Origin of the sequence: Nocardiopsis sp. NPDC006139 (genome assembly GCF_040614155.1) — a bacterium.
GTDB classification, from domain to species: Bacteria; Actinomycetota; Actinomycetes; order Streptosporangiales; family Streptosporangiaceae; genus Nocardiopsis; species Nocardiopsis changdeensis.
The window spans coordinates 13,223-34,476 of sequence record NZ_JBEXTT010000011.1; the positions used below are offsets into that span (position 1 = coordinate 13,223).

The window sequence follows — 21,254 nt, forward strand, 5'->3', positions numbered from 1 at the left end:
CGGAAGTGGTTGATCGCCCTGGGAGCCGCCCTGGTGGCGACCTCGGCCCTGGGCGGTGCCGCCGTGCTCGGTCTGGTCGATGACAGGGAACAGGTCGTCGCCCTGGCCCGGGACGTGCCCTTCGGGCAGACGCTCACCTCCCAGGACCTGACCACGGTGCGCGTCGCCGCAGACCCGGTGGTGGCCACCGTCCCCGGAGAGCGGCTTCAGGACATGGTCGGCCAGGTCGCTGGGGCTCCGCTGCACACCGGTGAGCTGCTGACCGAGGCCAAGGTGGACGCCGAGCAGCTCCCCGCCGCCGGCCAGCACCTGGTGGCCCTGTCCCTGCGCCCATCGCAGATCCCGGCTCAGGGCCTGCGTGTGGGGGACATCGTCCAGGTGGTGAGCACCCCTGGTGAGGGCGGTGAAGTTCCCACCGAGCTGCCGCCGTCGGTGACGGCGACCGTGGCCCGGGTCGGGGAGCCGGATGTGGACGGCATCACGGTCGTGGACGTCCAGACCCCCGCTACGGACGGTCCCGTGCTCGCGGCCCGGGTGGCCACGGGACGGATCGCGGTCGTGGTCACCTCCCCCGGGGAGTCCTGATGCTCATCGCGTTGACCTCGGTCAAAGGCTCTCCCGGCGTCACCACGCTGGCGCTGTCGCTGCTGCTGGCCTGGCAGCGTCCGGCCCTGCTCGCCGAACTCGACCCCGCGGGCGGAGACCTGCGCCCGCGGATCCTGCCCAGCCTGACCGGCAGCCACCAGCTCCTGAACCTGGCCACCCTGGATGAGCGCCTCACGTCTGCGCACCTCACCCGCCAGGTGGTCAGCCTCGACCCCCCGGACCACAGCCGTGTGCTCCTGCCGGGTCTGTCCGACCCCGCCACGTCGGCCCCGGTGGCGCAGATCTGGGACGAGTTGGCCGAGGTGCTGGCGGGCTATCAGCACCGTGCGGGCGACCCATATGTGGACGTGCTCGCCGACTGCGGTCGTCTCGGCCATGCACACACCCCGTCCCCGGTACTCGCCCGCGCCGATGTGGTGGTCGTGGTGCTGCGCGCCCGCCTGGATGCGGTCGCCCTGGCCACACCGGTCCTGCAGCACCTGCGTCGCCGACCCGACGCACGTATTCTCCCCGTCCTGGTCCAGGACGGCCCGTACTCGCCCCGGGACATCGACAGCGCACTCGGGGCCCAGGCCGAGCGGATCGCCTTCGATGCCAAGGGTGCCGCGTTGCTGGAGTCGGGGCGGTGGGGCAAGAAGCTGGAGCACACTGCTCTGCTGCGCAGTGCCCGCGCGCTCTCCAGGTCCCTGATCAGGACCGACGATGCTCGCCGCTCGCCGGAGGCGTTCCTGGAAGCGGGGCAGCGCCGTGTATGAGGTGATGGAGTACGGGCCCCAGGCCGACCTGGACTGGGAGCTGGTGCGCACCCTCCGCACCACCGTGGTGGACCGCCTCAGCAAGGCCGCCGTACCGCAGGCGCACAAGCGTGAGCTGGGCCGGAACCTGGCCCGCCAGGCCGTTACCGAGTGGATGCACGCCCAGGTCGTCAGCGGCTCACGTCCCTCGCCTGAGTACGGGACACGCCTGCAGAACGCGATCTTCAACGCGGTCTTCGGGCTGGGCCGGCTACAGGACCTGCTGCGCGACGATGTGGAGAACATCGAGATCCACGGCTGCGACGTGGTCTGGCTCCGGCGTACCGACGGCCGACGTGAGCGGGGCCCGGCCATCGCCGAGACCGACGAAGAACTCATCGCCGAGTTGCAGTTTTTGGCCTCGCGCCAAGGGCGTTCGCTCTCGACCGCGGCCCCGCGCCTGCACATGGAGCTCCCCGACGGTTCCCGGCTGGCGGCCGTCATCGCCACGACCCGGCGCCCCCAGGTGGTGATCCGCCGCCACCTCCTGCAGAACGCCGACATCACCGAGCTGGTGGGGCGGCGCATGCTCACCCCTGCGGCCGCCGAGTTCCTTCGGGCCGCGGTGTTGGCCCGGCGCAACATCGTCGTGGTCGGCGGACAGGGCAGTGGCAAGACCACCCTGGTCAGGTCGCTGGCCGGTCTGATCCCCGCCGAGGAACGGTGGGCGACCGCCGAGCAGGAATACGAGCTGCACCTGGACAAGCTCAACGGGCATCCGCACCTGGTGGCGTTCCAGGCCCGCCAGGGCGGTAGTGAGATCGGCGCCGACGGGCGCAGCGCCGGAGAGGTGACGCTGGAGGAGATCGTTCGGGACGCGCTGCGGATGAACCTCAGCCGGATCATGGTCGGCGAGGTCCGCGGGCCCGAGGTGGTGCCCATGCTGGACGCCATGACCGCTGGTGACGGCGGGTCGATGTGCACTCTGCACGCCCGCTCCGCCCGCGATGCGATCGAGCGCCTGGTCGTGCTGTGCGGCCGGTCCCAGAGCACCCTCACACCGGACATCTCCTACCGGTGGATCGCCGGAGCCGTCGACCTGATCATCCATGTCCAGATGCGCGAGGAACGCACCGACGACGGGCAGGTCCGCATCACCCGGTATGTCGACCAGATCACCGACGTCACAGGTGTGGGAGAGAACGGCCAGCCCGCCCTCAACGACCTATTCCTCGCCCAAGGCGAGGACACGGTGGCTCACCCCACCGGGATCATGCCCAAGCGCGTTGAGGAACTGCGCCGGATGGGATGGCGGCCCACCCCGCTGGCACCCTCCGCTGTGGCCGGAGGTGTGTGGTGAACCTGTCCCTGCTGACCGCACTCGCCGGCGCCGGGATGGCCACCGGTGTGCTGCTCGCCATCGCCGGATGGCAGCCCGCCCAACCACGCCGACGCGGACGCCGCTCGCCAACGCTGGACCGCCGCCGAGCCCTCACCCTCATGATCGGGGTGACGGTCGGGGTCGCAGGATGGATGGCGACCGGCTGGATGGTGTCCATCGCCATCGGCCCCATCGCCGCCCTGGGCCTGCCGTACCTGCTCGGAGGCGGACGTGAAGCAGCCAGGGCCATCGCCCGGCTGGAAGCGATCGAGGAATGGGTCCGCCTGCTCGCCACCCGCCTGACCGCCGGCATCACGGTGGAGCAGGCCCTGGCTTCCAACGCCGACCACGCCCCGGAGGAGATCCGCCCCGCGGTACAACGCCTGGCCGCCCGTCTGCGCTCGGGCAGCTCCACACAAGCAGCCCTGCGCCACCTGGCCGATGAACTGGACTCCTCGGTAGGCGACCTGGTGGTGGCCCAACTGCACATGGCCGCCCAGCACCGCGGTCACGGCGTCGCCGCATCGCTGACCACGCTGTCCGACCTCGTGGCCGAGGAGGTATCCAGCCACCGGGCCATCGAAGCCGATCGCGCCAAACCCCGGCTGACCGCGCGTCTGGTGACCCTGCTGGCCGTTGGCGCCGGGATCGCGCTCGCGGTGTTCGGAGACTTCATGGACCCCTACGCCACCGGGCTCGGCCAGGTCGTCCTGGCGGTCATCGTTACAGCGTTCGGCGGCGCCATGGTGTGGATGCGGCGTATGACCAGCCCCCCACCCCCGGTCCGCTTCCTCACCGACACCGCACCAGGGGGGAACTGAGATGCCTATCCTGCCCCTGCTGCTCGGCGGCCTGCTCGGTCTGGGCCTGACACTGGTCGTGGCCGGAGCGGTTCCCGTGCGTCCGGACCTGCGAGCCGTGATCGCCTCAGCCCGCTCCACCACAGCCCACCACCAGGAGACGACGCTCAAGACCCATCTGGGTGTCGCCCTGGAACGCCTGGCCGCCGCCCCCTGGATGCCCATCAACGCACCGCGGCTGGCGTTGGCACGCATGGTGCCCGCCCAGTACGTCACCTTCAAACTGGGCGGTGTCGTGGCCGGCACCCTGGTGCCCGGCCTGCTGTGGACGGTTCTGGCCGTCCTGGGCACCCCCGTCCCGGGCGTGCTGCCCGCCGGGCTGGCCCTGGCTGGCGGATGCATCGGATTCCTGGTCCCCGACGCCATCGTTCGGGAGCGGGCCGAGCGTGCCCGCGCCCAAGTGCGCGAAGCCACCGCGGCCTACCTCACCCTCGTCGCCCTGGCCCTGAAGTCCGGCAACGGCCTGGACTCGGCCCTGGTCAAGGCCGCGACCATCGCCGACACCTGGGTGTGGCAGACCATCCGCCAGGCGTTGGACCACGCGGTGCTGGCCCGCCAACCCGCGTGGGAGGGGCTGCGGGCGCTGAGCCGGGAGCTGGACGCACCCGAGCTCGCCGACGTCGCCGACATCGTGACCACCGGCTCCGACGGCACCGCGGTGGCGGCCACGATGATGGCCCGCTCCCGGGCGCTTCGCCACCAGATCCTCGCCGAACAGCGCACCGAGGCCAACGAAACCTCCGAGCGCCTGGTGATCCCCACCGCTCTGCTCGGCTTGGTTTTCATGGCCATGCTCTTCTACCCCGTCGTCAGCCGACTGCTCACCACCGTCTGAAAAGGAGACTCGCATGATCCCCTTCTTGATCGCCGAGCTGCGCCGCCGCTCTGAGGTCCTGTACCGGGCGCTCCTGCCCAAGGAAGAGGCCGGCCGCGATGACGGTCTGGGCACGCTGGAGTACGCCATCATCGCCCTGGGCGTGCTCGGTCTGGCCATCGCCCTGGTCGCGGCCATCACCAGCGCCGTGAATTCGCGCCTGGAGGGTATCCAGTAGTGCGCGCCCAGGCCGACGATGACCGCGGGTCGGGGACTTTGGAGGTCGCCGTCCTGTTCCCCGTCGTGCTGCTCATCGTCATGGCCATCTTGCAGGCCGGCCTGTGGTACCACGGCCGGTCGGTGGCCTTGGCGGCAGCTCAAGAAGGGGTCTCGGCCGGGCGCGCCGAGCTGTCCTCGGTCGGCCACGCCCAGGAGGCCGCGGCGGCGTTCGCCGAGAAGGTCGGCGCGCTGGACGACGTCTCCGTCTCCACCGCCGGGTCCTCGGCAACTCGGATCCGTGTCACCGTGACCGGCCGGGTCCCCAGCCTCATCCCCGGGGTACCGATCGCGGTCTCACAAGAAGCCTCCGGCGCAGTGGAACGGTGGACCACACCATGACCGGCGATGACCGTGGCAGCGCCACGCTGGAACTGGCCGTCCTGTCCATCGGCCTGCTCATGGTCGTCTCCCTGATCATCGGAGTCGGCCGTGTCCAGGTCGCCAACCACGGCGTGGAAGAGGCGGCACGCTCCGCGGCCCGCGAGGCCAGCATTGCCCGCACCACGACCCAGGCCCGCAGCGACGCGCTCACCGCCGCGACGACCACCCTCGCCGACCAGGGCATGACCTGCCTCAGCCTCAGCGTGGAAGTCGACGTATCCGCGTTCACCAAGCCCGCCGGAACCCCGGGCTCGGTGACCGCGCACGTGTCCTGCGACGTGGCCCTAGCGGACCTTCTCCTGCCTGGCCTGCCCGGCACCCTCGCCCTGGACAAGACATTCTCCAGCCCTGTCGACACCTACCGGGAGACCAGCAGATGAGCCGAAGCGATGACGGCAACATGAGTCTGTTCTTCGCCATCGGGCTGGTGGCACTACTGCTCGTCGCAGGACTGGTCCTGGACGGCGGTGCTCAACTGCGGGCCACCCAGCGCGCCCAAGGCCTGGCTGAAGAAGCGGCCCGCGCCGGCGCCCAGTCCGTGGACGTGGACGCCCTCATGCGCGGCCAGACCACCCGCCTGGACTCCTCCCTCGCGCGGTCCACCGCCCAGTCCTACCTCACAGCCGCCGGTGCCACCGGGACCGTGACCGCGGGCACCGAAACCGTGACCGTCGACGTCACGCTCTCCACCCCGACCCTGTTCCTTTCCCTGATCGGCATCTCCGAACTCACCGGCTCGGGATCGGCGACCGCACGACTGGCCCTCTCCCAGGACATCCCATGACCCATCACCGCACCGGCTCGCCCGTTCAAGCCCTCGCCGCTCTCGTCGGCATCGTCGCCTTCGTGCTCGGTCTACCGATCCTCCTGACCCTGATCGGCCAGGTGCCCGACCCGAGCACCTGGACGCTCCAGGGGTTCCTCGACCTGTGGACCACGCCGGACGACGGGACCGTCTTCCTCACCGCGTTGACCGGTGTGGCCTGGGCCGGGTGGCTCGTATTCACCCTGCTCATCGCGATCGAAGTCATCGCGCACGTGCGCAAGCAGCCCACGGTGCACATCCCCGGTATGGGCTGGGCACAGGGCCTGGCCGCCGGGCTGGTGTCCACGGTCGTGGTGGGCCTGTCCAGCGGCACCGCGATGGCGGCCACCCCCACCGCCGTTCCCGTACAGGAGCAGATCACGGTCCAGCCCATGGCCGCCGCCACGGACACCACCACAACCCAGGCCGAGGAGGCTCCCGAGGCCGCGGCCGAGGCCAGCTACACCGTGCAGTCCGGCGACACCTACTGGAGCATCGCCGAGAGCCACCTGGGCAAGGGCGAACGGTACACCGAGATCATCGACCTCAACCAAGGCCGGGTCATGGATGACGGTGTGGTCCTCACCGGCGACGAATACCCCCACCCAGGCTGGGAGCTGCACCTTCCCGCCGACGCCGCACCACGCACCCAGACAGAGCCTGAAGCTGAGACGGTGCACACCGTGCGCAGCGGAGAGACCCTCTCCGGGATCGCTGAACAGCACCTGGGCGACGCGGACGCCTACCCCGAGGTCTTTGAGGCCAACGCGGGTGAACCTCAAGAGATCGGAGGAGTCTTGAACGACCCCGATCTCATCCGGCCGGGCTGGAACCTGGTCATCCCCGGCACCGACCAGGTCACCGAGAAACCTGAGCCTGAAACGACCACAGAGCCGATCGACGAGCAGGACGACACCGGCACCGAAGAGACCGAAGACGGCCACGACGAAACTGCTTCAGCAGCTTCAGGGAGCAGCCCTTCAGAAGATGCCAACGGGGGCGACGCAGGCAACGATCCACAGCCTGTGGATACGGACTCTGCGCCAACCGCTTCCTCTCCCGCCCCGCCAGTGGCTTCCCCGGAGCCACCGCAAGCGGAAGCCGACGATCAGGACGTTGTCCTCGACGCGACACTGACCGCAGATGACTCCGACCTCGCCGAAACCGCTGCACCATGGGCCGGCTACAGTGCACTGGCCGCCGCCGGCCTGAGCGCCATTCTGCTCATGCGCAGGCGCGTCCAGCAACGCGACCGCCGCCCTGGGCACCGCATCGTGCAAAGCCAGGATCCCCAGATCCACGAGGCTGAAGCCGACCTGCACGCCTCCGCTGATCCAGTCTCAGTTGAACTGCTGGACCGGGCCCTGCGGAGCCTGTCCGCCAAATGCGCTTCGACCCAGACCCCGCTCCCGCTCATCCTGGGTGCGCGTCTGGGAGAAGACTGTGAGCTCCTGGTCAGCGAGGACCAAGGCATCCCTGTCACACCGTTCCGCCGAGTCGATGCACGGACCTGGCGGGTGGACAAGACCTCACGTGCCCTGTTGGACGAGGAGAGCGCACGCCAGGTCCCCGCTCCTTATCCTGGCTTGGCCACGCTCGGACAGGACGGTGAGGGAGCACAGGTCCTGGTCGACCTTCCCCAGGTCGGCGCCATTGGCCTGACAGGGCAGGAGCCTGTGGTCACCGAGGTACTCACGTCGCTGGCCGTGGAACTGAGCACTTCCCCCGCCTCCGATCACGTCAACGTCACCTGTATCGGATCGATCGCCCCTGATCTGGCTCAGCTGGTCAAGACCGGCCGGGTGAGAGCCTTCGCTGATGTGGATGCGTGCCTCAAAGAGCTGGAGCTGCAAACACTGGAGTACGCCTCCGCCGGCCCCGGGGAAGACATCGCACCCGAAGTGGTGCTGTCCGCGCGGCCCTTGAACGGCCAACACCTGGATCGGTTGAGCCGGATCCTGGGCTCGGCTGCCGCCCCGCCCATCGCCCTGGTGGCACACGAGACCGAGACCCATCGGCTTCCCGGTACCTGGCACCTGCAGGTCGAAGGGGAACAAGCCCTTCCTGGACTCGACGACATCGCCGTCACCTTGCAGCGCGTCTCACCGGAGTCCTACGCCCAGATCCGCACCCTGCTGCAAACGGCCGAGGTCACAGTCAGCGTGCCCGCTCCCGGCTGGGAACGGGTACCCCAGGAAACACGCCTCGTCTCCTCCCGCACCGGTGCTCCTGCAGATCCGTCAGACTCCTTGGCGGCGCTGATGGATCTGTCCGCCCCTGCCTCCTCAGCACCGACCTCTGCGGGTGCTCTGCGCCCCACCCCTTTGCACGAGCATGAAGTGCAGGTGCGGGTCCTGGGCAAGGTGGAGATCATCGGCCCCGATGCCTCCACCCTGGAGCCTGGCCGCCGGCGTTCCCTCACCGAACTCGCCTGCTTCCTAAAGCTGCGCCCCGGACGTACCCCGGACCAGATCTCCCGCAGCATGGGCGGCCCCCGCGGACCGTGGACCGCGTCCACCCGCAGCGCCCATCTGAGCAAGCTGCGCGCCTGGCTCGGCCGAGACAGCACCGGAGCTCCCCACTTCCCTACACAGACGGACGGCACCTACACCCTGGCCCCGAGCGTGGGCTGCGACTGGGAGGTATTCCAGGAGCTGGCCAAGCTCGGCCTCGCCGAAGACACCCAACGCGCCACCACCCTGCTCGAGGAAGCTCTGGACCTGCTCTCCGATGAGCCATTCAGCGGCGTGGGACTGGACCGGTATGGGTGGGCCGAACCACTCAAGCCGGAGATGCACGCGGCGATGGTCGACGTCGCCCACACCATCGCCACTCGTCACCTGAGAGACGGTTTCCTGGAGGCGGCACGCACCGTATTGACCAAGGTCCTCGAACTTGATCCCGCATGCGAACTGCTTTGCCGTGACCTGATCCGCATTGAGCACAAGGCCCGCAATCCCGAAGCCATCACCCGCGCCGTGCAACGACTGCACATCGCCTTGGACCGGCTGGACTTGGAGATGTCGGAGGAGACCATGAAGCTTCTAGAGGAGCTGGAAAAGTAGTCTCAAGACTACAGAGGATAACAAACCAGCTCCCTTTGGTCTTCGTTAGTTCAGCACCGACAAGGCGCCTGTCGGTGATTTGCTTTCGTCGTTCGCTGTTCTTTCATGCTACTTTCTTCCCACACATCCACGAGAAGACGGGGGGCGTCATGGCGCAGAAGGTTCAGGTATTCCTGGTCGATGACCTGGATGGTGGAGAAGCCGAAGAGACGGTCGAGTTCGGGCTGGACGGATCCATCTACGAGATCGACCTCAGCGGCGCAAACGCCGCTAAGCTGAGGGAAGCCATCGCACCCTTCGTCCAGGCCGGGCGCAAGGCGTCTGCCAAGCAGGTGAGAGGCGGTAAGCGCGGAGTGCGCACCACCACGTCACGTGAGCGCAGCAGTGAGATCCGTGCATGGGCCAAGGCCGCGGGCAAGCCTGTCAATGAAAGAGGGCGCATCCCGCAGTCCATCGTCGAGGAATATGAGGCCGCCCAACGAGGGTAGGTGTTTGGGGGTGGCATCCGGCTTGCCGGATGCCACCCCCAAATGCATTGATGCTGCGACAGGGAACGGGCGTTGCCTCTGGGGCAGGTGCTCCTCGCTCTCGGGGCGGTCTCCAAAGCGGCTTTCCTTTGCCCGCTCGACGAACACCTCAGTCAGTTGCCGTATAGCGTTACAGGTGGCAGACCGAGCAGCCGGCTTCGTCGTCGTCCTCGTCCAGAGCGTTGGAAAGGACTTCGAGTAGAGGCCGGTTGGGCTTGGCGCGCTTGGCAGCACGCTCCAGAGCCGCCTGGTGGCGCTCCTCGATCTCTTCGCGGCGCTCGACGAGCTCGTTGAGTGATTCTCCCTGGGTCCAGGTGTAGTTGCGGCCCTGCATCGCCTTGTGGCGGTATCTGACCTTCTCTTCGTAGGCGACGGCCTTCTCGAACAGGTCGGGGTGGCGGTCCTTCAGTCCGAGCCACTCGTGCTTTCTCTGGAAGAAGCAGAAGTAGCAGCCGGATCTGGTGCGCCATTCGTAGTAGTCGGGCAGGCCGATGCCGGCCTCGTCCAGGATCCGGTCGACCCCGCTCCGGTCGATTCCGTCTTCCCGGAAGGGGAACACCGCCTTGATGTTCGGCTTGGTGCTCACGTATCCGAGGCGGTTCTCGTCGGCGCGGATCGCCACGTAGGAGATGACCTCGTCCTCGCCGACCCATTCCTCAAGGGGCTTGAGCTTCAGGTTCTTGGTGCACCAGCGCATCTGGGGGGAAGGGAGCGTGCCCTGGTAGACCTCCATCCAGTGGTCGAAGTCGCGGTCGGCGTTGAGGCGCACGATCGGCTTGCCCAGGGCGGCCTCGAGTCGGTTGAGGTACTCATAGGTCTCGGGAAGTTCAGCGCCGGTGTCGCAGAAGAAGTACTCCATGTCAGGCACGCGGTCGCGCATGTAGATGGCAAGGGAGGAGGAATCCTTGCCGCCGGAGATGCCCAGGACATGCCGGACCTTCTTCGCTGGGGCGTCATCGGTCATCGTCACTCAGTCCTTTCCATCGTCGGTCGGCGTGGCGGGTGTGGTCACGTGCTGGGCGAGAGCGGCTAGGAGGATGCGGGCTCCGTCGGCACCGAGCATCTCTTCAGCCTGCCTCATGGCACGGACAGCGAGTTCTTGTGCCTCTTGTTGGGACTTTTCAGGGACATAGAGCAGGGTGCGCTGCTCGCTGCCGTCTCGGCCGGTGAGGGTGAGTAGGCGCGTGTCGAGAGCCTCCTCCTGGCCGTCATCGCCGTTGGGGCTTTGGTGAAGGTGGCTGACACGGTCGAGGGCCTGGGCGATCTCCCGCACCCTGCTGGGGAAGGCTTGGGCGTCGGTGTCGGACCAGTCGCCGAGGGCCGAGTTGGTCAGTCGGACGACGATCGGCTCGAGCCAGTCCTTGTCGTCCAAGGTGGTGTTCAGAGCGATGGAGACGAAGCCGCGCAGTTCGGTGGTGAGGTAGACGCCTTCGAATCCCTTGAGGCGGGCTGCGAGTTCCTTGCGCATCCGGGTCAGGGTGGAGCTGAGACGGAACTCCTTGCTGATCACCTGGACGACCTCGGCGCGCAGTGCACTGTCCGCCTCGGAGATCTCCTGCACCGCCGCGGTGAGGCGCTCGGCGAAACCCTTGTTCTTCGGGGTGCTCTTCTTCATCTCCGGGGTGATCGGATCCATGTCCAGCGCTTGGGGCAGGAGTCGGAAGAGCAGATCGTCCGGGTCCTGGGCTTGGAACAGAGCAGCACGGACGGCCACGGCGTCTTTGCTGAGGCGGCGTGTCTTGCGACCGTAGGGGGTCAATACCATGATCCGCTCGAGCAGGGCCCGGGCGACAGCCAGCAATGCCGGGTTGCGCAGGGCCTGGGAACGAGGCGCGTCGACGTCCAGGGTTTTGGTGAGTTTCTTGACGACGCTGGCCCGCAGACCATCCCCGACCGGGGTCGACTTGACCTCGAAGCGGTACGGGGCCTTGACGATCCGCTCAACGATGTCGGCTGTCAGCCGAGGGCGGTAGGTCCCTTCCTCGAACAGCGCCACATCCTCACCGCGGATGATCAACGCCGTGACGACGAGTAGAGGAATGACCCCTTCCTTCACACCGTACGGGGGCCGGGCCAGGACGCGGAAGATCTGATCGAGGCTGGTGCGCTCGTGAGCGTCGGTCAGGGCGTTCTCAAGTGCCGCCCAGACAGGCTGGGCATGGGCATGCTGCGGCCCCGGCCGAGAGAACCCGTAGGGAAGGATGGAGGTGGCGCCATCGTCCGCGGTAACGGCCGTGTTCTCGCGATGCAAGCCCATGTAGGCGAGCGCACCGCTGTACATGGCCCGCTCGGCCGGGTACTTGACGATGCCCAGGTACCGCTCACCGGACCTGGTGAGCATCGCGGTGAGAAGCTCCCGGCGGGCTTTGGCGCCCTGGCTGGTCAGCTCGGTACGGCCGAGCATCTCATTGCGCACGTGCGGGCTCGCAGCAAAGGCCCGATCACAGGCCACGGAGGCAAGGGCGCTGAGGCTGCGCCCTTCGATGATGTCGCCTTCCTCGGCGTCCTTGGGGATGCCGGAGACCCACAGCCGCCAGGTCGCGTGCTGGCTCGGCGGGAAGAAGGCGGTGTTCAGCTGCTCCATGAGGTCGGTCTTGGCCATGGTGGCGCGTTCGCTGATCTCACGGCGCGCCACACGGTCCAGCTCTTTGTCCAGCAGCAGGTCCTGGAGCGCCACGAAGCGCTCCGCGGTGCCGAGAATGAGCTCGGGGTCGTCGGTGGTTCCAAGGACGACAGGAAGGTCGGTGTCGATGGTCGGCAGGTCATCGAGGTTTCCGAAGTGGAACACCAGCAGCCCGTCGGCATAAGGGTCCAGATCATCCAGAGTGCGGACTTCCTGGATGCCGGGCCCTGTGGTTTCGACGAACAGGGCCCGCTGCATCCCGGTGACCTGGCTGTGCCTGCCGGCGACCACTGCTGCGGGGAGGTGGTCCTTGAGTTTGCGCAGGATCGCCGACGTGTCGAGGTGCTTGGTGATCTCCTCGACGCGCTTGTCGATATTGACGTCCGTGCCCTCCCAGACACGGTATTCGCCGCTGTAGTCGCGCAGGACGAGTAGTTGCTTGTCTGTTTTGAGATGGTCCAGTCGCTTCTGCAGGTCCGCGTAGGCGCCAGCATCGAACGGCTCCTGCGGGTCGTGCAGCGCGAAGTAGACCATCGTGGTGGTGGCCCGAAGTGCACCGTCGGAGTCCATCAGGTTCAGCATGCCGACCGCGCGCATGATCTCCTGGTCACGCGCGGGCATCCCGGTGGCCCGGTCGATCCGGCTTTCGACCTCGATCCAACGGCTGGCGTGGGAAGAGGCGAGCAGGGAGGTGCGTCCGGAATCGAGGAAGAAGTCGTAGAGCTGGGGCAGGCGGATCGTACTGATCGTGTCCGGTGTCGCCTGCGCGTAGGCCTCCAGGGAGCGGCGCACCGTGTTGGGCTCGTCGCTGTTGAGGAAGTTCGCCAGACTGCGGTCGTGCTGGCCGATCTGCGCGGCAAGGTAGGGGGCCGCGATCGCGGTCAGAGGATGCAAAGGGTACAGGTCGGCGAAGTCCTCGAAGGTCAGGTCGACCACGGCGTTGAGCCCATGCTCACGCCAGCTCTCCTCAGCCGCTCGGGCGTAGGAGTCGATGAGTTCCCGACCGTGTTCGGTGACCGCCGTGTGGTCGAGCCTACGACGCATGAGCTGGACGGCATCACCCAGATGCGGCGTGAAGGTGATGTCTTCGAAACGCCCCTGGACCTTGGCCCACTCGCGGGTCTGCAGATCACTCGACCGTGCGGCGTAGTCCATGAACGACAGGTGCTGCAGCGTCATCAAGTAGAGCCGGTGCCCTTGCCGGCCTGCACTGCGTTCTGCGATCTCCTGGAGCAGGAACAGATCGTCCTCGGCACTGGCGGACTCGTTGTGCGCGGCCAGGTGCTCCAGGGTCTTGCCGAACTCGTCGATGACCAGCAGCATCGGAGCCTGCGCGCACAGAGCAGCGATCGCTTCGAGGATGCTTTGAGGACCGGCAACGGCAGGGTCGGCGCAATTGGCCAGGGCCGTACTGACCTCCGAGGGGGTCTCCTCCTGCGGCCAGTGCTTCTGCGCCGCGGTGTGCAGGGCGCGCGCCAGCGTGGCGGTCAGAGGCTCTCGTCGAGCCGTCGCCACAGCCCCGAGGAATCCACGGCTGGCGAGCTCGTTGCGGCCTTCGGAGATCCTGTGGCCGAGTCCAGGGGTCGCCTGATCGAGAAGCTTCTCGGCCTGTGTCCTGCGTTTCTCGTCATCGCCGAGGAGAGCGTGGATGATGTTGGCCAGAGTCGACTTGCCCGATCCGTAGGGGCCGGTGAGTGACCATGCGCGAGTGCGTCGGGGGTCCTTGAGCGCGCTGGCGAGGCGGTCGAGTACATCCACGGCGCGTGCGCCGATGTAGGGATCGTGCAAAGGCTCCTGGACGTCGCGTTCGAGGTTGGTGGAACGCATCTGGGAACCTACGAGGCTGATTCCTGCAGGGAATCGCGGTTCTTCCATGTCACTGCCTATGGCGTTGGGTCGGGTGAGTGCGGTCGTGGTCACGCGTTCTCCTCGACAGGCAGATGGAGCTGGTCGTCGTCGCCGGCGCGGTCTTTGTGTTCGCGGCGTTCAGCGTCGGTGAGCTTGGGGTTCTCGTGGTGCCACTCGGCGCGAGTGGGAAAGCCCTCGCGCGAGCGGACGTTGCCGTACTGGGCGTCGAGAACGTCCCAGGCGAGCTCGAAGGGGTCGGCAGAGAACGAGAGACTGCGCTGGCCGACGGCTTCGGTGATCTGCAGCTGGGAGTGGGAGTGGATCACATGCTCCAGCGCAGAGGCGATGTCCGGCTCGCGTACACGAAAAGCCCGACCGGGAGAACCGGGTTCGTTGGCCAGGCGTGCCAGGGAGATCGAACCGCTCTTGCGTGTGGCGTGGGCGGCGTAGTCGAGGCAGGCATAGGCCAGCACCCGGGGCGGCAGGGAGGTACGTGAGCCTCGGGCGAACTGCCACTCGGGGTCGCCGCGTGTTCCGACCTGTTCGAGTAGGTCGAGTTCACGGAAGGGGCACAGCAGGAGGTCCTCGAAGGTTCCCGGGGCACCGTTCTTGGCGTGCTGGGTGGGCAGCGCGTACATCTTGGTGATGCAGTCGATGTCCTTGAGGATGGAACCCTCGGCAGGGCCCTCCCGGTAGGACAGGTTCACATGCTGGCTGATGAGCTGTTTGAGGTCCCCGGTCTTGAATCGAGCAAAGGGGGCGAGGTGGAAGGTCACATACCAGGAGGGAGCCCAGCTCAACGCGCCGGGACGGGAGCTGACCAACCACCAGTGCAACAGCCACAGGCTCCCGGTCTCTTCGAGGTAGGGGTCGGCTCCCTGTTCATCCAGCAGCCATCGGGCTTCCCAGGTCGGGTAGGACAGCAGAGCTCGAGACTGGGTCTCGTCTCCGTAGGCTTCCTTGGTGAGTTTGAATGCCCGCGCCCAGTACCGGATGGACGCCACCATGTTCTTGCCGACGCCGAGGCGGACCGGAGCGTCCGCGGCGATGAACACGCCCGGGTCTTCCTTGGCTTGCGTGTAGGCCTTATTGAGCCAGCCGAAGCGGGGAGTGAAGGTTTCATGGCGCGCGAAGGAGGAGTGGGCGGCTTGCGCGAGCCGACTGTCTGACATCAGGGCTCTTTTCCGAACGGATAGTTGAAGGGGCAGCAGGCGGGAGCGGGTGCTCGCTCAGTCCTCAGAGCCGAGCGCCTGGCGGACCTGCGCTACAGCGCGGACAGTGGAAGCGATCGCCACATCGATGTCACGAGCAGTGGTGGCGTAGCCCAGCGAGAAGCGCACGGCGGAATCTGCGTCTTCCCGGCTGCGTCCCATAGCGAGGAGTACATGGCTGGGAGTCGGTGCGCCAGAGGCACATGCGCTTCCATCTGAGGCAGCGATCTCCGGCATGGCTGAGAGAACGGCGTCTGCTGGTGCTCCAGAGAAGATCACATTGCTCACTCCGGGGAGCCGTTGATCGCGTGCCCCATTGATGTGGCAACTGCTGATCTGTCGGGTGAGGGCGGCTTCGAGCTTGTCGCGCAGTTCAGTGATGCGGACTTGTTCGGTCGGCAGTGCATGAGCTGCGGCAGCTGCGGCTGCGCCGGCACCGGAGATCCCCGGTACGTTGAGGGTGCCGGCTCTCCATCCGCGTTCCTGCCCGCCTCCGAAGATCAGAGGCTGGAAGGGGAAATCGACTCCACGCCGAATGAAGAGCGCCCCCACGCCTTGAGGGCCACCGAACTTGTGCGCTGACAATGACAGCAGGTCGACATCCAGGTCTACAAGGTCGATCGGGAGACGACCCACCATCTGCGTCGCATCGGTGTGAACCAGCGCTCCCGCCGCATGAGCCGCCTCAACGATCGGGGCCAGGTCGGTGAGCACCCCGGTTTCGTTGTTGGCTGCCATCAGGGAAACGATGGAGACCTTCGATGATGCCAGCGCCTTGTGCAGGTCGGCCAGATCCACCAGGCCGTCCGCGTCCACGGGAAGCAGCATCAGGGCGTTCGGCGTATCAGCTGTGAGCTCTCGGGCTGTCTCAAGGACAGCCGGGTGTTCTACCGCACTCGTGATGACTCCCCCGCCGGTACTGCAGCCAGCGCGCAGGGCGAGGTTGTTGGCTTCAGTGGCCCCGGATGTGAAAACGATCTCACCGGGAGAGCAACCCAAGAGCTCAGCTACTTGTCTGCGGGCCTTGTCGACCCGGGCAGCCGCCGCGTGCCCCGGAAGATGAGGGCTTGAGGCGTTGCCCACGGCGAGCATCGCTTCCATGACGGCGTCTCGCGCCTCAGGGCGCGTCGGAGCCGTCGCGTTGTAGTCGAGATACACAGGGTCTACTTCCGACACCTGATCCGTCATCATCTACCCCGCTTGCCCGGTCTCGTGCTCTCGCTACTACTGGTGATTCGCCTCGCGACCCTTGAACACTTCCACCAGCAGTACACCGTGATCCTAGTACCCCACTGTTCAGGGCGGGGCCGATATAGCACGAGAGCAGAGGCCGAATCTTCACCACGGCACCCTTTGAGCCTGATTAGAACACACGTTCGCATCAGTGGCCGGATGTGGCCACCCTTCCTCTCTCATCAGCCACATCAGCCGAACTTGCCCCTGTCACGATCTATCTGTGGAGTTCGTGCGCGTTCGTCGCACCCCTGAATGCCGCACCCCTGCCTCCTGTCAGGGCGGGGCTCTAGGGTGAGCAGCGACACACGGCAGGAGCGGATACAACTCGTTGTTGCAGAGCAAGAGAGGGCGCCTCATGACAAAAACCATGCTGGCCGGAGTACGCACGGACTACTACCGTCCATGTACCTCGGGCAGCAGGTGAGTCCATGACGACCTGGTCACCCGGGATGCCCTTCAAAGAGCTTCTCGCCGACGCCCCGATGTCCTACATCCGCGGCCACCTCGGCGAAGAGCTCTGCGCCCTGCTTGACCTCCTCGAAGGGGGCAGGGCCGAGGATGACCGCCTTCGAGCCGTCGCCTCGATCGCCATCGATGTCGAACACCTGGCAGCCAACGAGTTCGAGCGTTCAGCTCTCATCGCCATGGTTCCGGGCCCGAAACAGAGGGAACTGGCGCAGCGACTCGACCTGGCGAACGATGAGCAGACCCCGCTGGAGTGCCTGCAGAGCCTGAAATGGACGGCTGACGAGCGCCGGGAGCTCCTCGAGTTCTTCGGCTTCACCGTCGACCGCACACGCCCCGAACCGCCGCCCCCCAAGCGGGGAACGGCACCCGAGTACGCCCTGTTCCCCCATCAACTTCGCGCTGCGCGCAAAGTCAAGGAACTGCTGTACGAGGGTCCTCGCCGAGTCGTGCTCCACCTGCCCACGGGTGTCGGCAAGACGCGGACCGGCATGAGCATGATCTGCGATCACCTGCGGCACTACGGGCCGACCCTGGTGGTGTGGCTCGCCCACGGGCAGGAGCTGCTGGAGCAGGCTGCGACCGAGTTCGAGCGCGCCTGGGGCAAGGTCGGTGACCGTCCCCTGCCGGTCCTGAGGGTTTGGGGTAGTGCCTCTCCGGACCTCGCAGACGTGACCGACGGGTTGGTCGTGCTCGGGCTGGAGAAGGCCGTCTCAACCGCCAAGTCCGATCCGCGGTTCCTGCCTACGCTGGCTGCTCGCACAACTCTGACGGTGTTCGATGAGGCCCATCAGATTATCGCTCCCACATTTCAGGGTGTGGTGGATGATCTGACGGTACGTCACGACTCCAGTCTTCTAGGGCTGACAGCGACCCCTGGTCGCACATGGGCAGATATCTCCAAAGATGAAGAGCTCGCGGAGTTTTTCTCCCGCCAGAAGGTCATGCTGGAGATCGAAGGCTACACCAACCCCGTAAGCGCCCTGATCGACCAGGGATATCTGGCCAAGCCGATCATGCGCACAGTGGCCTCGGAAGCGGGGATGCATCTGTCAGCGCGGGACCAAAGGGATCTTGCGCGATCCTTTGAAATACCCGACAGCATCATTGCGCAACTCGCCAAGGACGAGGAGTGGAATCTCAAGGTCGTCCAGACGATCCTGGACCTGCTTGAGAAGCAGCATCGCCGCATCCTCGTATTCGCGGCGTCGGTACAGCACTGCCGGGTCATTGCTTCTGTGCTCTCCGCAGCTGGTTTCGATGCTGATTTCGTGACCGGTGAATCCTCTCCTCGGCATCGCAACGACGCGATCCGTCGATTCAAGAGCGCAGCTCCACGACCCATGGTCCTGTGCAATTTCGGCGTTTTGACTACAGGCTTTGATGCTCCTGCGGCAAGTGCCGCTGTCATCGCCCGGCCGACCAAGTCGCTGGTGCTGTACAGCCAGATGGTCGGTCGAGTCATTCGGGGACCAAAGGCCGGTGGCACCGAAAGCTGTGAGATCGTGACCGTCGTCGATCCAGAGCTCCCTGGGTTTGGCGACGTCGCTGAAGCATTCACCAACTGGGAAGATGTATGGGAGGCCCTGTGAACGGTGAGGAAAAAAACTACCGGATCGTCAGCCCTTCGCTGACCGTCAAGGCCATGCGCGACAGCGGCTACAAGAACACCGCTTACGCGCTCGCCGAGCTGATCGACAACAGCATCGACGCCAAGGCCTCACTCGTTCAGGTCTTCGCCTGCGAAAGCCCGGTACAAGGGGCCACACAGACTCGCCACCGTGTGGACACCATCGCCGTCTTGGACAATGGCAAGGGCATGGACAGCGACCTCCTGCGGCGCGCTCTGAAGTACGGGGACGGACTCGGAGACGACCGCAACCGGATCGGGCGCTTCGGCATGGGGTTGCCCAACTCGAGCATGTCGCAGTGCACCAAGGTGGAAGTCTGGTCCTGGACCAACGGTCCCGCTAACGCCCTGTACACCTACCTCGACCTTAAAGAGATCGAAGGCGGCCGAGACGAGGTCCCTGACCCCGCGCCCTGTCGTGTACCAGAGTACTGGGACGAACTTAGTGAAACCCCCTTGGGTACGAGCGGGACGCTCGTTGTCTGGACTGATCTCGACCGCGTCAAGTGGCATGGCGCCGGAGCCACCCTGCGCAACACCGCCGAGCTGATCGGCCGCGTCTACCGCCACTACCTCCACAACGGCTCCGCGACCATCAAAATGGCGCCCGTCCGTGATGGCAAGGTAATCGAAGAAGGCCACAACGGCTATTACTACGCCGAACCGAACGACCCCCTGTATCTCATGTCGGAAACTGGGACTCCGGCCCCGTTCAATAAAACCCCCATGTTCGAACCTTACGACATGGGCAACGAGGATGATCCTGGGGTATATCACTACCCACTCACGGTGAATGGCGCCAAGTACACAGTGAAGGTGCGGGCGTCCATCGCGCGCCCCGAAGCCCGGCGTTCTGACGTACCCGGTCACGCATGGCCTGACACCGCGAAGACTAACCGAGATGGCGGACACCAGACGTGGGGCCAGCACGCCCGCAGGAACGTGGGCGTCTCACTGGTTCGAAAGGGTCGAGAGCTTGACCTGGATACTTCTTGGGCGATCGGCTACGACCCCGTAGAACGGTGGTGGGGAATTGAGGTGGACTTCCCGCCCGAGCTTGACGAGGTCTTCGGTGTCACCAACAACAAGCAGACAGCAGTGGTGTTTTCATCGCTCGCGGACTTCGATTGGTCTGATGAGAGAGATGAAAGTGAAACACCCAAAGAGTTTAAAGACCGCCTTGCCGAATTCGGTGACCCGCGGCTGCCCTTGATCGACCTCGCGCATTTCCTCAAAGAGCTTTTGGGAAAGATGCGGAAGAAGCTGAGGCAACAACAGCTCGGCACTCGCAAGAACAGCAACCGGCATGATGGCGTGGTCACTTCCAAGGCCACAGATGCCGTGAAGCGTCGGCATGAGGACGGACATACGGGAACGACCGACCGCCTCGCAGAGGAAGCAACGGATGCCGATAAGCGCCAGGAGCAGCTGAGCGCTTTGACCGAGCGGCATCATGTCGACGAAGACATCGCCCGATCCATGGTGGAGGAGGCGCTGGAGAAGGACTGGCGTGTGCGCTGGCTGTCCAGCCCCCAGGACTCATCCGCGTTCTTCAACATCGACCTGCTCGCCGGCATGCTCCAGGTGTCTTTCAACACGGAGCACCCGTTGCACAGCGAGCTGATGACCGTGCTTGAGGATGTCCCTGAAGACGCGAACGAGGCAGAGCTCCGTCAGCGGCTGTCACGAGCGTCCGACACCTTCAAACTGCTCATCTTCTCCTGGGCCCGGATGGAGGATGAGATCCCGAACAAGCGTGACCGAAACCGGATTGCGGATGCTCGACGCGACTGGGGCCGTTACGCCCGAGACTTCATCGAAGACGGGAGTGAAGAGGAGTGACCTCGCCGGACCACGTCTGGCAGCAGATGGCTGTCCTGGTGGGCGGCGCCACCGAAGAGGTACACCTCATCGCCCCCTTCATCAAGAGGTCGATCTTCGAGGAGCTCGTCGCCAAGGTGCCAAGCTCCGTCACGAAAATCGCGTGTGTGACGCGCTGGACCCCGGCGGAGGTGGCCGCCGGGGTCTCTGACCCGGAGATCATCGAGGTCGCTGCAAAGGACGATCGGGTCTCCATCACCCTGTGCCCATCTCTGCATGCCAAGGTCTACCGTGTCGATGACCGTTGCCTGGTTGGCTCGGCCAACCTGACGGGCAAGGCCACCGGCCGTGTGCCCCATTCCAATGTGGAGCTCCTGTTGGGTGCCTCGGCTGACCATCCTGAAGTCCAGCGTGTTCTTGCACAGATCGAGTCACGTTCCACAGCGGCCACGCCCCACATGGCGGCCCTGGTTCGGCAACAGGCGGAGCTGCTCAAGGCCGAGCACACCACCCCTCAGGCTGCGGACGAAGCCGTCTTCAGCTGGTACCCGGAGACGAGGCGGCCGGAGAACGTGTTCGCTCTCTACAGCGGCCGGGCAAAGTTCACTGCTCGAGTCGAGGCCGGCATCATCCGAGACTTGGCCATGCTCGATCTCCCTGCTGGCCTATCAGAAGAAGACTTCAACAACGCGGTAGAGACCCGCTTGCATGCCATCCCAGAACTCAGCCAGCTGTCCGCAGAACAGCGCCTCGGCAACCTGGAGTTGCAACAGGCGATCGCCGCGCGGACAGGAGAAACAGAGGACCAGGCCCGCAGGACCACGGAGACGGTCGCCGCCTGGCTTCAGCACTTCGGCCGGTACTACACCGAAGTGGGCTCGTGGGAGCTACGGCCCGGCACCGAGCACACCTAAGATCACACATGCACGTCTTGGTGTGGTGGTGGGTCGTCGGTCCACCACCACACC

At 65.9% G+C, this 21,254-nt stretch carries 18 protein-coding genes; 14 read left to right on the forward strand and 4 right to left on the reverse strand.

Annotated features, from left to right (window positions below; all coding sequences use genetic code 11):
• Positions 1–9 precede the first annotated feature (9 nt).
• From ABZ249_RS16280 to ABZ249_RS16330, 11 genes are all read left to right on the forward strand, one after another.
• A complete protein-coding gene (locus tag ABZ249_RS16280) occupies positions 10–585 on the forward strand; it encodes an SAF domain-containing protein (RefSeq protein WP_355263005.1) in 576 nt (191 codons plus the stop codon).
• A gap of 11 nt (positions 586–596) precedes the next feature.
• Positions 597–1,361 carry a hypothetical protein gene (locus ABZ249_RS16285; protein ID WP_355263008.1) on the forward strand — a complete coding sequence of 255 codons (765 nt, stop codon included), beginning with the start codon at positions 597–599 and terminating at the stop codon, positions 1,359–1,361.
• 4 nt (positions 1,362–1,365) lie between these two features.
• Entirely contained in the window at positions 1,366–2,700 is a 1,335-nt protein-coding gene (locus ABZ249_RS16290) for an ATPase, T2SS/T4P/T4SS family (protein WP_355263011.1), read from the forward strand.
• Complete coding sequence (locus ABZ249_RS16295) at positions 2,697–3,542, forward strand: type II secretion system F family protein (RefSeq protein WP_355263014.1); 846 nt, start codon at positions 2,697–2,699, stop codon at positions 3,540–3,542. Before ABZ249_RS16290 ends, ABZ249_RS16295 begins: the two co-directional genes overlap by 4 nt.
• Before the next feature lies 1 nt (position 3,543).
• Positions 3,544–4,416 carry a hypothetical protein gene (locus ABZ249_RS16300; RefSeq protein ID WP_355263017.1) on the forward strand — a complete coding sequence of 291 codons (873 nt, stop codon included), beginning with the start codon at positions 3,544–3,546 and terminating at the stop codon, positions 4,414–4,416.
• A 13-nt stretch (positions 4,417–4,429) separates the two neighbouring features.
• Positions 4,430–4,633 (forward strand): DUF4244 domain-containing protein, encoded by a 204-nt coding sequence (locus ABZ249_RS16305; protein WP_355263020.1) that lies wholly within the window; start codon positions 4,430–4,432, stop codon positions 4,631–4,633.
• Complete coding sequence (locus tag ABZ249_RS16310; protein WP_355263023.1) at positions 4,633–5,013, forward strand: TadE family protein; 381 nt, start codon at positions 4,633–4,635, stop codon at positions 5,011–5,013. The genes ABZ249_RS16305 and ABZ249_RS16310 overlap by 1 nt, the downstream gene beginning before the upstream one ends.
• Complete coding sequence (locus tag ABZ249_RS16315) at positions 5,010–5,435, forward strand: TadE/TadG family type IV pilus assembly protein (RefSeq protein WP_355263025.1); 426 nt, start codon at positions 5,010–5,012, stop codon at positions 5,433–5,435. The genes ABZ249_RS16310 and ABZ249_RS16315 overlap by 4 nt, the downstream gene beginning before the upstream one ends.
• Positions 5,432–5,839 carry a pilus assembly protein TadG-related protein gene (locus ABZ249_RS16320; protein ID WP_355263028.1) on the forward strand — a complete coding sequence of 136 codons (408 nt, stop codon included), beginning with the start codon at positions 5,432–5,434 and terminating at the stop codon, positions 5,837–5,839. The genes ABZ249_RS16315 and ABZ249_RS16320 overlap by 4 nt, the downstream gene beginning before the upstream one ends.
• A complete protein-coding gene (locus ABZ249_RS16325; protein ID WP_355263031.1) occupies positions 5,836–8,925 on the forward strand; it encodes a LysM peptidoglycan-binding domain-containing protein in 3,090 nt (1,029 codons plus the stop codon). The genes ABZ249_RS16320 and ABZ249_RS16325 overlap by 4 nt, the downstream gene beginning before the upstream one ends.
• A gap of 149 nt (positions 8,926–9,074) precedes the next feature.
• Positions 9,075–9,413 (forward strand): Lsr2 family protein, encoded by a 339-nt coding sequence (locus tag ABZ249_RS16330; RefSeq protein ID WP_355263034.1) that lies wholly within the window; start codon positions 9,075–9,077, stop codon positions 9,411–9,413.
• Between the two features lie 169 nt (positions 9,414–9,582).
• Here the strand turns inward: ABZ249_RS16330 and ABZ249_RS16335 are convergent, their stop codons facing one another.
• The 4 genes from ABZ249_RS16335 to ABZ249_RS16350 are packed head-to-tail and all read right to left on the reverse strand — an operon-like array spanning position 9,583 to position 16,292.
• On the reverse strand, positions 9,583–10,416 hold the full coding sequence (locus tag ABZ249_RS16335) for a phosphoadenosine phosphosulfate reductase family protein (RefSeq protein ID WP_355263037.1): 834 nt from the start codon (positions 10,414–10,416) through the stop codon (positions 9,583–9,585).
• 6 nt (positions 10,417–10,422) lie between these two features.
• Positions 10,423–13,995 (reverse strand): ATP-binding protein, encoded by a 3,573-nt coding sequence (locus ABZ249_RS16340; protein WP_355263040.1) that lies wholly within the window; start codon positions 13,993–13,995, stop codon positions 10,423–10,425.
• Complete coding sequence (locus ABZ249_RS16345; protein ID WP_355263043.1) at positions 13,992–15,095, reverse strand: DUF4007 family protein; 1,104 nt, start codon at positions 15,093–15,095, stop codon at positions 13,992–13,994. The genes ABZ249_RS16340 and ABZ249_RS16345 overlap by 4 nt, the downstream gene beginning before the upstream one ends.
• A 57-nt stretch (positions 15,096–15,152) precedes the next feature.
• Positions 15,153–16,292, reverse strand: a complete 1,140-nt coding sequence (locus ABZ249_RS16350; RefSeq protein WP_355263046.1) for a cysteine desulfurase family protein — start codon at positions 16,290–16,292, stop codon at positions 15,153–15,155.
• A gap of 506 nt (positions 16,293–16,798) precedes the next feature.
• Here ABZ249_RS16350 and ABZ249_RS16355 point away from each other — a divergent pair.
• From ABZ249_RS16355 to ABZ249_RS16365, 3 genes are read left to right on the forward strand one after another with little or no spacing between them, the layout of a single operon-like run.
• The gene (locus tag ABZ249_RS16355) at positions 16,799–18,427 is read left to right on the forward strand and encodes a DEAD/DEAH box helicase family protein (RefSeq protein ID WP_355263049.1); all 1,629 of its coding nucleotides are present in this window, start codon (positions 16,799–16,801) and stop codon (positions 18,425–18,427) included.
• Entirely contained in the window at positions 18,424–20,307 is a 1,884-nt protein-coding gene (locus tag ABZ249_RS16360) for an ATP-binding protein (protein ID WP_355263051.1), read from the forward strand. Before ABZ249_RS16355 ends, ABZ249_RS16360 begins: the two co-directional genes overlap by 4 nt.
• Positions 20,304–21,200: a phospholipase D family protein gene (locus tag ABZ249_RS16365; protein ID WP_355263054.1), complete on the forward strand. Its 897-nt coding sequence runs from the start codon at positions 20,304–20,306 to the stop codon at positions 21,198–21,200. Before ABZ249_RS16360 ends, ABZ249_RS16365 begins: the two co-directional genes overlap by 4 nt.
• Positions 21,201–21,254: the final 54 nt, after the last annotated feature.

Bases quoted from the DNA above. Each gene is read 5' to 3' on its own strand.
- ABZ249_RS16290 (WP_355263011.1), top strand. From the start codon at position 1,366: ATGGAGTACGGGCCCCAGGCCGACCTGGACTGGGAGCTGGTGCGCACC.
- ABZ249_RS16305 (WP_355263020.1), top strand. From the start codon at position 4,430: ATGATCCCCTTCTTGATCGCCGAGCTGCGCCGCCGCTCTGAGGTCCTG.
- ABZ249_RS16355 (WP_355263049.1), top strand. From the start codon at position 16,799: ATGACGACCTGGTCACCCGGGATGCCCTTCAAAGAGCTTCTCGCCGAC.
- ABZ249_RS16330 (WP_355263034.1), top strand. From the start codon at position 9,075: ATGGCGCAGAAGGTTCAGGTATTCCTGGTCGATGACCTGGATGGTGGA.
- ABZ249_RS16335 (WP_355263037.1), bottom strand. From the start codon at position 10,416: ATGACCGATGACGCCCCAGCGAAGAAGGTCCGGCATGTCCTGGGCATC.
- ABZ249_RS16325 (WP_355263031.1), top strand. From the start codon at position 5,836: ATGACCCATCACCGCACCGGCTCGCCCGTTCAAGCCCTCGCCGCTCTC.
- ABZ249_RS16300 (WP_355263017.1), top strand. From the start codon at position 3,544: ATGCCTATCCTGCCCCTGCTGCTCGGCGGCCTGCTCGGTCTGGGCCTG.
- ABZ249_RS16320 (WP_355263028.1), top strand. From the start codon at position 5,432: ATGAGCCGAAGCGATGACGGCAACATGAGTCTGTTCTTCGCCATCGGG.
- ABZ249_RS16345 (WP_355263043.1), bottom strand. From the start codon at position 15,095: ATGTCAGACAGTCGGCTCGCGCAAGCCGCCCACTCCTCCTTCGCGCGC.
- ABZ249_RS16315 (WP_355263025.1), top strand. From the start codon at position 5,010: ATGACCGGCGATGACCGTGGCAGCGCCACGCTGGAACTGGCCGTCCTG.